Raw genomic sequence first — 8,591 nt, forward strand, 5'->3', positions numbered from 1 at the left:
ACGACCGTGTGGTCACCGTGCGCGCCGAGATCTCGCGGCTGCGCAAGCATCTCGGCGGCCTGATCGCCGCCAACCCGTACCGGTTCGCGGACGGGGTGCGCGTCGAGGTGCGTTGAGCTATCCCGTTGTCGGCACCTCTGAACGGGACGGCCCGAGCATGATCGCCGACGCGACGAGGAAGCAGAGGGCGCCGACCAGGGTGGCGCTGGTTGCGAGCACTGCGTCGACGGTGACGCCATAAGGCGTCACGAATGCCGCGACGGCCGACACTCCGAACGCGATACAGCCGGCCAGGTTGATCATGATCGACCACCACTCGCGGACACGGGGTGCCCACAGCCGGTGTGGTCCGCGGTATCCGACCACTGCGCACACACCGCTGGCGAGGAACAACACCGAACCGCCTGCGTCCGGGGTCCAGACCCGGCGTTGGATCTCGGTGACGGTGTCGGCGGTGAGTGCGAACGTCGTGCTGACGTTGAACGCCAGGGTGCCCACGAATTGGGTTGCCGCAGTGAGCCAATCGACCCGCAGTGTCGGCCGGCCATCGGGCCCGTCGGTGCTGCGCGGACCACTCAGATGCAGCTGGATGAAGCCGCCGGTTGTGAAGAACCAGGCACCGACGAAATAGCAGATGTTGATCGCGTCGACGCCGAGCGTCTCACCGAGTTTCGGCACCGAGCCCAGAGCGAACAGCGCGGAACCGATGATGAAAGCCCAGCACTGATGCGTCGGTGTCGGTGACCAGATTCGTTCGGTGGTTGGCTCGGCCACGACTCGGACCCCCCTCGCTTCGCTAGATTCAAGGACATGTTCTCTCATGTCGACGGATACCTTCGCCACATCATGGCCGATTGCACCGGCAAACGGTCGGGCAATGTCGCCGATTACATCCCGGAGCTCGCCGCCGTCGACCCGGACGGGTACGGGCTGTCGCTGTGCGTCCACGACGGGCACATGTATTCGCACGGCGACTCGTCGGTGGAATTCACCATCCAATCCATCTCCAAACCCCTCACCTATGCGATGGCGATCAGCCGGCTGGGCAACGCGATGGTGGACGAGAAGATCGGTGTCGAGCCGTCAGGCGAGGCGTTCAACGAGATCAGCGTCGACGACCGGCGCCGTCCGAAGAACCCGATGATCAACGCGGGCGCGATCCTTGCCGCATCGCTGCTGCTCCCTCCGGTGACCGAGATCGACGAGGCGACGGTGACCAAGGTGTTCGGCGAGGTGCTCGACTTCTACTCGGCGTGCGCGGGCCGTCGGCTCACGCTGGACGAGGCCGTCTACGCATCCGAGAAGGCGACCGGGTCGCGCAACCGCGCGATCGGATACATGCTGGACAGCTTCGGTGCCCTCGACACGAATCCGGATGCGGCACTGGATCTTTACTACCGGCAGTGCTCGATCCGGGTCACCACCGACGACCTGGCCGCGATCGGGTCGACCATCGCCAACGGCGGACTGAACCCGCGGACCGGGCGGATGGTCTTCAACCAGGAGGTCGCCCAGCGGTTGTTGAGCGTGATGACGACCTGCGGGATGTACGACGGCGCGGGCGATTGGGTGACCGGTGTCGGCCTGCCCGCGAAGAGCGGGGTCGGCGGCGGCATTCTCGCGGTGCTGCCCGGCCAGCTGGGTATCGGTGTGTACTCGCCTCGGCTCGACGAGCACGGCAACAGTGTGCGCGGGGTCGAGACCTGTCGGCACCTGTCGACGGACCTGGGCCTGCACATGTTCAACGTCACGCGCGAGAGCCGTGTGACGATCCGCTCGGTCTACGATCTCGACGGTGTCGAGGTCAGTGGGGACTGGACCGAGCGGGAGCGTGGCTTCCTGCGTACCTGCCGCGATCGCGTTCGGGTCTATGAACTCCAGGGCGATCTGACCTTCGCGGGCGCGGAAAGCGCGCTGCGACGTCTGGAAACGGACATGGACGATCTCAGTGTCGCCATCGTGGAGATCTCGCGGATCGGCGTGATCGATCCGGTTGCCCGCACGATGCTGCTCAGTGCGAAACGGACGCTCGACGAACGCGGCCGGAAAGCCATGCTGGTCGACCCCGACAACGTGGTGCGCACCAGCGTCAAGCGGCATCGCAACGACGCGATTGCTCCCAATCTGAATGTCCCCGAGGATCTTCTGGGGTTCGATCCCACGCTGCCCCACGTGCATTCGACGATGGACGAGGCGATCGAGGACGCCGAGGCGTTTCTGCTCAAACAGCAATCCGACGCCTGATCGGTCGCCACATCGCTCCGGGCTAAGGTGACCACCATGCGTCTCGTCATCGCCGAGTGTCAGGTCGACTACGTCGGCAGGCTGACCGCCCACCTACCGATGGCCCGGCGGCTGCTGCTGATCAAGGCCGACGGTTCGGTGAGCGTGCATGCCGACGACCGCGCCTTCAAGCCGCTGAACTGGATGAGCCCGCCGTGTTGGCTCACCGAGGCGCCGATCCCGGACGGCGTGCAAGCCGCGCACTACTGGGTCGTGACGAACAAGGCCGGCGAGGAGCTGCGGATCACCATCGCGTCGATCGAGCACGACTCCGAGCATGAACTCGGCATCGATCCCGGCCTGGTGAAGGATGGCGTGGAGGCCCACTTGCAGGAGTTGCTTGCCGAGCACGTCGAGACCCTCGGCACCGGGCACACGCTGGTCCGACGCGAGTACATGACGGCGATCGGGCCGGTCGATCTGCTCTGCCGCGACGCCGACGGCCAGACCGTCGCGGTCGAGATCAAACGTCGCGGCGAGATCGATGGCGTCGAGCAGCTCACCCGATACCTCGAACTGCTCAATCGGGATCCGCTCCTCGCGCCGGTGCACGGGGTGTTTGCCGCACAGCAGATCAAACCGCAGGCACGAACGCTCGCCGAGGATCGCGGAATTCGTTGCCTGGTACTCGATTACGACGCACTTCGAGGTGCCGAGAGCACCGAGTTCCGGTTGTTCTAGGCGGTGCCTCGGGCACCTCAGGGAGCTGAGGTGGCTCTCGACAGGTGCTCGTCGAGCAGCTTGCGATCGTCTTCGTCGGAGCGTGCGTTGTAGTCGACGTCGTCGGGCCGCACCAGTAGTTCGGGCAGGTCGGCGACGCGGTTGCGCAGGCGGTCGAGGCTCTCCGCGACGTCCTGTCGCGAGCGGTCGGCCTGCGCGGCCAGTTCGCGAGAGCGTGCAAGCCGAGAGGTGGCGATGTCCAGGGCCGTCTGTTTGATCTGCGCGGCCTCGTCGTCGGCGCGCTCGCGGTCGGCCTGCAGTTGGGCCTCGTGCCGTTCGCGTTCCGATTGGCGTTGGGCCGAGCTCGTCGCGTCGAGCTCGGCTGCGTGTGCCTTGGCCGCTTCGACGATGCGATGGGCCTCGGCGTTCGCGGCCTCCATCGTCTTGGTGTGTTCGGCCTCCATCGCCGCCGTCCGTTCGGCGATCAATCGGGCCGATTCCGACTCGTTGGCCGCGGCGGTCTCTTTCACCTCACGGGCACGACGGTCGGCATTGTCGACGAGATTCTTGGCGGCGGTGGCGGCCTCGGCCCGGACCCGCTGGGCGTCCTGATGCGCCTGAGTGCGTATCTCGTCGGCCTCTTGGCGTGCGACCGACAGCGTCTCGGCGGCCTCTGCGCTTGCTTCCGCACGCATCTCGGACGCCTCGTCGGAAGCGAGCTGCAGCATGCGGGACAGGCGTTCGCTCATGCCCTGTGCGGTCGTCGGGGGCACCGACAACTTGTCGATCTCGCGCCGCAACTCCTCGATCTCGTCGCGCGCATTCTGCAGATGCGTCGCGAGCTCGTGAGCGTTCGCAGTCGCGGCGTCGCGATCGGCCGCGAGCACCCGCAACTCGGCGTCGAGGCGCTGCAGGCGGTCGGCGACCTGATCGCGATCGTAACCGCGCATCACGATGGCAAAGGGCAACTGCCTCTGGGCGGGTGCTGGCATGCGGGCCAGTCTATCGGAGACCTCGGAATCAGTGACCGGAAGCAGCCGCCGGCTCGACCAGTTCCAACAGCACTCCACCTGCGTCTTTGGGGTGGACGAAGTTGATGCGCGAATCTGCGGTGCCGCGTTTGGCGGCGGGGTAGAGGACACGGACGCCCGCCGACGTCAGACGCTCGGTGACCGCGTCGACGTCGGTCACCCGAACGGCCAACTGCTGCAGGCCCGGACCGTTGCGGTCGATGAACTTCGCGATCGTCGACGATTCGTCGAGCGGCGCGAGCAACTGGATCACCGCGCCGCCGCCGGCCGGTCCGACCATCGCCTCCTCGACGCCCTGTTCGGCGTTGGTCTCCTGATGCAGGGTTTCGAAGCCGAGGTGATCGGCGTACCACTTCTTGGCCGCGTCGAGATCGGGGACGGCGATGCCCACGTGGTCGATGGCGACAACGAGGTCGGCGATGACGGCGGTCGGGCTGTTGGGGTCTGCTGCTGAGGTGGTCATGTCCTAACGGTAGCGTTGAGGGGTAAAGCGCACAGAGCGGGCGCTCGGTCACCCCGCTCGCAGTCTCGGAGGTGGCACACTCATGTCCTCGAATTCCACTGTCATCGTCGCCGGCGCGCGGACGCCGTTCGGTCGTCTGCTCGGTTCCCTCAAGGGGTTCAGCGGCGTCGACCTCGGCGCGATCGCCATCAAGGGTGCTCTCGAGCGAGCGGGTGTGGCGGCCGACCAGGTCGACTACGTGATCATGGGGCAGGTGCTCACCGCCGGCGCCGGACAGATGCCGGCCCGCCAGACGGCGGTCAAGGCCGGAATCGGTTGGGACGTGCCGACCCTGTCGATCAACAAGATGTGTCTGTCGGGCATCGACTCCATCGCGCTGGCCGATCAGCTCATCCGCGCAGGCGAGTTCGACGTCGTCGTGGCGGGCGGCCAGGAGTCGATGACCCAGGCACCGCATCTGCTGCCCGGTAGTCGCGGCGGATTCAAGTACGGCAACACCGAACTGGTCGATCACATGGCTTTCGACGGCCTGTGGGATGCGTTCACCGATCAGCCGATGGGTGCGCTCACCGAAGAGGGCAACGACATCGGGTCGAAGGTCGGTGCTGGGGAGGCCACACGCGGCTTCACCCGGGCCGAGCAGGACGAGTTCGCCGCCCGCAGCCATCAGCTGGCCGCAGCTGCCTGGAAGAACGGCCTGTTCGCCGATGAGGTGGTGCCGGTGAGCATCCCGCAGCGCAAGGGCGACCCGATCGAGTTCGCCGAGGACGAGGGCATTCGTGCCGACACCACCGCGGACTCGCTGTCGGGTCTGCGTCCGGCCTTCCGCAAGGACGGGACGATAACGGCGGGCAACTCGTCGCAGATCTCCGACGGCGCTGCCGCGGTGGTCGTGATGAGCAAGGCCAAGGCCGAGGAACTGGGTGTCACCTGGCTGGCCGAGATCGGGCCGCACGGCGTGGTCGCCGGACCGGACTCGTCATTGCAGGCGCAGCCTGCCAACGCCATCGCCAAGGCCTGTGCTCGTGAAGGCATCGAGCCCACCGATCTGGATCTGGTCGAGATCAACGAGGCCTTCGCCGCGGTCGGGCTCGCGTCGACCAAGCAGCTCGGCATCGATCCGAACATCGTCAACGTCAACGGTGGCGCGATCGCCGTGGGCCACCCGATCGGCACGTCGGGTGCCCGCATCACCCTGCACCTGGCGCTGGAATTGCAGCGCCGCGGCGGTGGCATCGGGGCGGCCGCACTCTGTGGTGCGGGCGGCCAAGGCGACGCGCTGATCGTGCGTGTGCCGAAATCCTGATCGCGTCGAGACGGCCAAGGCGACGCGCTGATCGTGCGTGTGCCGAAATCCTGATCGCGTCGAGACGGCCAAGGCGACGCGCTGATCGTGCGTGTGCCGAAGGCCTGATCGAGACCTTTACTACACCTTGTCGTAGTCCGATGTCCGATTCGGCACAATGGAGCCCATGAACCAGATCTTCGACCTGTCCACACCCGCCAAGCGATTCCGCTTCGTCGCCGTCGCCGAGGCCATCACCTGGGCCGCCCTGCTGGTGGCGATGTTCTTCAAGTGGGTGCTGGGCCACGAGGAGGCCGTCGCGGTACCCGGCATGGTGCACGGCATCGTGTTCATGGTGTTCGTGGCGGTGTCGCTGATCAGCTGGCGCCAGCTGCGCTGGAGTGTCGGGGTCACCGCGCTCGCACTGATCTCGAGCATCCCGCCGTTCGGCACGCTGGTGTTCGAGTGGTGGGCCAAGCGCAACGGTCATCTCGCCGAACTCTCCGAGGAGAGTGCTCCCCAGGGGCTCACGGCCTGACCACGCCCGCCACCCCGCGTCCGGCCCGAGTTGCCGTCGCGTCGATCTTTGCGCTCAACGGCTTCCTGGCGGCGTTGTGGGTGGCGCACATTCCGGTCATCAGTGCGCAGACCGGGGTCGGGCACGACCAGCTCGGTGGGCTGCTCCTGCTGCTGGGCGCCTCCGCCTTCGTCGGCATGCAGGTCTGCGGGCCGCTGATCGATCGGTTTGGATCCAAACCACTGACCATCGCGGCGGCCCTGCTGCTGTCGGCGGTGATCGTCGCGCCGGTCCTGTCCCACAGCGCTGCGCAACTCGCTGCGGCGCTCGTGGCGTTCGGCTTCGCCAATGGTTCGCTCGACGTCTCGATGAACGCCCAGGCGGTCGCGGTCGAGCGCGCGTACCGCCGACCCATCATGTCGGCATTCCACGGGTTCTTCTCGATCGGTGGTCTCGTCGGCTCCGGCCTCGTCGCGGCGACCCTCTGGGCCGATGTCGGTCCCGTGAAGACGGTCGCGGTCGCCGCGGCCGCCGGCGCGGTGCTCGCCCTGATTGTCTCCCGTGCACTCGCCGGCCCGAATGTCGGCGCCGAAGCCGCTACGGCGACCGACGACGTCGCCGAGCGCGAGACCGGTCGGACACCGCGGTGGTGGGACGGCGTGGACCTGCGACGCCTCGCATTGCTCGCGGCGGTCGCCTTCGCTTTGATGCTCGCCGAGGGCACTGCGTACGACTGGAGTGCGTTGCACATCGTCGAGACGTTCGGCACCTCGGAGGCCGTCGGCGCGGTGGCCTTCGGCGCCTTCAGTGCCGCGATGACGGTGGCGCGGTTCGTCGTCGACGGCGTGGTCGAGCGTGTCGGCGCCGTCGCAGTGGTCCGCTACGGATCGTTGATCGGGCTCGTCGGGATGGTGACCGCGATATCCGCGCCGACACCCGCCGTCGCGATCACGGGCTGGATCGTATTCGGCATCGGCCTGGCCGGCCTGATCCCGCAGATCTTCACCGCGGCCGGAAACCTCACCGCGGGGACCGGTGGCCGCACCATCTCGATGGTGGTGGGTTGCGGCTACCTGGGCATGCTCGCCGGGCCGGCGGTCGTCGGATTCATCAGCAGCACTACCACTCTGGGGACGGGTCTGATCGCCGCAGTGGCGGCCCTGGTGTTCGCCGGGGCGGCGGCGGGAGTCGTGCGTCCGCGTTCTGCGCGTCGTGCCACACTAGAAGGGTGAGCAGACCAACCAATCGGCAGCAAGCCGCCGCAGCGGCCCGACAGCAGGCTGCCGCAGCTGTCGCGATGTCCGGAGCCGTCGATCTTGCGGGCCTCAAAGAACGCGCCGACGCCCAGCGCGCGCGAACGCAGCGAGGACCCGGTGGAGTGCCCGCCGCGTCACCCGTCCCCGGAGTTCCGGAGAACGCGCCCGCCGCGCCCGCTCCTTCGTCTGCGGGCGGTGGGGGAGCGTCCGTCATCGACGTCACCGATGCCAGCTTCGAGACGGAGGTTCTCGACCGCTCGACCCGACAGCTCGTGCTGGTGGATCTGTGGGCGGAGTGGTGCGGTCCTTGTAAGCAGTTGTCGCCGGTGCTCGAGCGCCTCGCCGCCGCGTCGGGCGGACGCTGGGTGCTCGCGAAGATCGACGTCGACGCCAACCAGCGCATCGCCCAGGCCTTCCGGGTGCAGTCGATCCCGATGGTCGTCGCCATCGTGCACGGCCAGCCGGTCTCGGCGTTCAACGGTGTTCGGTCGGAGGCCGAGATCATCGCGTGGGTCGACGAGATCCTGGCCCAGGTCGGCGACTCGCTCACCGGCGCACCGGAGGGCGAGGCGCCCGAACCCGAGCCCGAGGATCCGCGGATGCTCGCTGCCGAGCAGAAGATGAACGACGGCGACTTCGACGGTGCGCTCGCCGCGTATCGGGCGATCGCCGAGGCCGAACCGGAGAACATCGAAGCAGCTTCGGCGGCAAGGAATCTCGACTTTGTGCTGCGGGCGCAGGCACACGACCCGGCGATAGTGGAGACCGCGGCACCCGGTGACGTCGATGCACAGCTCGCTGCGGCCGACGTCCTCCTGCTCTCGCAGCAACCCGAGGCCGCGTTCGATCGGATCATCGGCGTCGTCAAGGTCACCGCGGGTGATGACCGCACGCGCGCTCGCACCCGACTTCTCGAACTGTTCGAGCTGTTCGATCCGGCCGAACCGTTCGTCGTGGCAGCTCGTCGGAAACTGGCCAGCGCGCTGTACTGAGTCTGACACCTAGTGTCGCGTGTCGTAAGTTCTTAAACGCTTTCCGGGCTGGGAGGATGAGTTATGGCGAATTCCCCGGCCCCGGCATTGACCCTTCGTGATGG

9 protein-coding genes and 1 pseudogene are annotated in these 8,591 nt (G+C 67.2%); 7 read left to right on the plus strand and 3 right to left on the minus strand.

Annotation, left to right across the window (positions count from 1 at the left end):
- Positions 1-116 (plus strand): annotated as a pseudogene (locus ABZW74_RS23065) (transcriptional regulator); the annotation flags it as partial.
- A gap of 1 nt (position 117) precedes the next feature.
- On the opposite strand, the gene ABZW74_RS23070 reads toward ABZW74_RS23065, so the two are convergent.
- On the minus strand, positions 118-774 hold the full coding sequence (locus ABZW74_RS23070; RefSeq protein ID WP_355279674.1) for a hypothetical protein: 657 nt from the start codon (positions 772-774) through the stop codon (positions 118-120).
- Positions 775-810: 36 nt separating this feature from the next.
- On the opposite strand from ABZW74_RS23070, the gene glsA reads away from it, so the two are divergent.
- Together glsA and nucS are read left to right on the plus strand one after the other, a co-directional pair.
- Entirely contained in the window at positions 811-2,244 is a 1,434-nt protein-coding gene (glsA, locus tag ABZW74_RS23075; RefSeq protein ID WP_355279677.1) for a glutaminase A, read from the plus strand.
- Positions 2,245-2,280: 36 nt separating this feature from the next.
- Positions 2,281-2,964, plus strand: coding sequence for an endonuclease NucS (gene nucS / locus ABZW74_RS23080; protein WP_240862412.1), 684 nt, complete (start codon positions 2,281-2,283; stop codon positions 2,962-2,964).
- Positions 2,965-2,981: 17 nt separating this feature from the next.
- Here nucS and ABZW74_RS23085 read toward each other — a convergent pair whose 3' ends face one another.
- Together ABZW74_RS23085 and mce are read right to left on the minus strand one after the other, a co-directional pair.
- Positions 2,982-3,935 carry a hypothetical protein gene (locus tag ABZW74_RS23085; RefSeq protein WP_355279681.1) on the minus strand — a complete coding sequence of 318 codons (954 nt, stop codon included), beginning with the start codon at positions 3,933-3,935 and terminating at the stop codon, positions 2,982-2,984.
- A gap of 28 nt (positions 3,936-3,963) precedes the next feature.
- Positions 3,964-4,437 carry a methylmalonyl-CoA epimerase gene (gene mce, locus ABZW74_RS23090; RefSeq protein ID WP_355279683.1) on the minus strand — a complete coding sequence of 158 codons (474 nt, stop codon included), beginning with the start codon at positions 4,435-4,437 and terminating at the stop codon, positions 3,964-3,966.
- A gap of 82 nt (positions 4,438-4,519) precedes the next feature.
- On the opposite strand from mce, the gene ABZW74_RS23095 reads away from it, so the two are divergent.
- The 4 genes from ABZW74_RS23095 to ABZW74_RS23110 all read left to right on the plus strand — a co-directional run bounded on the left by ABZW74_RS23095 (position 4,520) and on the right by ABZW74_RS23110 (position 8,487).
- Complete coding sequence (locus ABZW74_RS23095) at positions 4,520-5,743, plus strand: acetyl-CoA C-acetyltransferase (RefSeq protein WP_355279686.1); 1,224 nt, start codon at positions 4,520-4,522, stop codon at positions 5,741-5,743.
- Between the two features lie 157 nt (positions 5,744-5,900).
- On the plus strand, positions 5,901-6,260 hold the full coding sequence (locus tag ABZW74_RS23100) for a DUF3817 domain-containing protein (protein ID WP_240862403.1): 360 nt from the start codon (positions 5,901-5,903) through the stop codon (positions 6,258-6,260).
- Positions 6,261-6,304: 44 nt separating this feature from the next.
- Positions 6,305-7,471: an MFS transporter gene (locus ABZW74_RS23105; RefSeq protein ID WP_355279689.1), complete on the plus strand. Its 1,167-nt coding sequence runs from the start codon at positions 6,305-6,307 to the stop codon at positions 7,469-7,471.
- A gap of 65 nt (positions 7,472-7,536) precedes the next feature.
- Complete coding sequence (locus ABZW74_RS23110; protein WP_240862432.1) at positions 7,537-8,487, plus strand: tetratricopeptide repeat protein; 951 nt, start codon at positions 7,537-7,539, stop codon at positions 8,485-8,487.
- Positions 8,488-8,591: the final 104 nt, after the last annotated feature.

The sequence above is a fragment of the Gordonia sp. NPDC003585 genome (genome assembly GCF_040610755.1).
GTDB lineage: Bacteria > Actinomycetota > Actinomycetes > Mycobacteriales > Mycobacteriaceae > Gordonia.